1 protein-coding gene is annotated in these 256 nt (G+C 62.1%); it reads right to left on the bottom strand.

The window, feature by feature from the left end:
- Positions 1 to 39: 39 nt before the first annotated feature.
- On the bottom strand, positions 40 to 256 hold a 217-nt coding region (locus AF337_RS05585), incomplete at its 5' end, for a YciI family protein (RefSeq protein ID WP_244471187.1).

Below are 256 nucleotides of genomic sequence, written 5' to 3'. Positions count from 1 at the left end.
CGGTAGATCTCCTCGATGACGCGTTCCAAAAGGGCCACCTCAGTCCGGCAGGGTCAGCATTCGCACGGGCCTCAGTTCGACGGCGCCGTAACGTGCCGAAGGGATCCGACCGGCAATTTCCCTAGCCTTCACCATATCCGGTGCCTCGATGACATAGAAGCCGGCCAAATGCTCCTTCGTCTCGACATAGGGGCCGTCGGTGGCCGACAGCGTGTTGTTCCGAACGCGCAGCACGGTCGCCGTCTCAGGCATCTCC

This window comes from Rhizobium ecuadorense (genome assembly GCF_001187535.1).
GTDB lineage: Bacteria > Pseudomonadota > Alphaproteobacteria > Rhizobiales > Rhizobiaceae > Rhizobium > Rhizobium ecuadorense.
The sequence above is the reverse complement of the archived record's forward strand: the minus strand, read 5'-3'. Positions and strand labels throughout refer to the sequence as shown.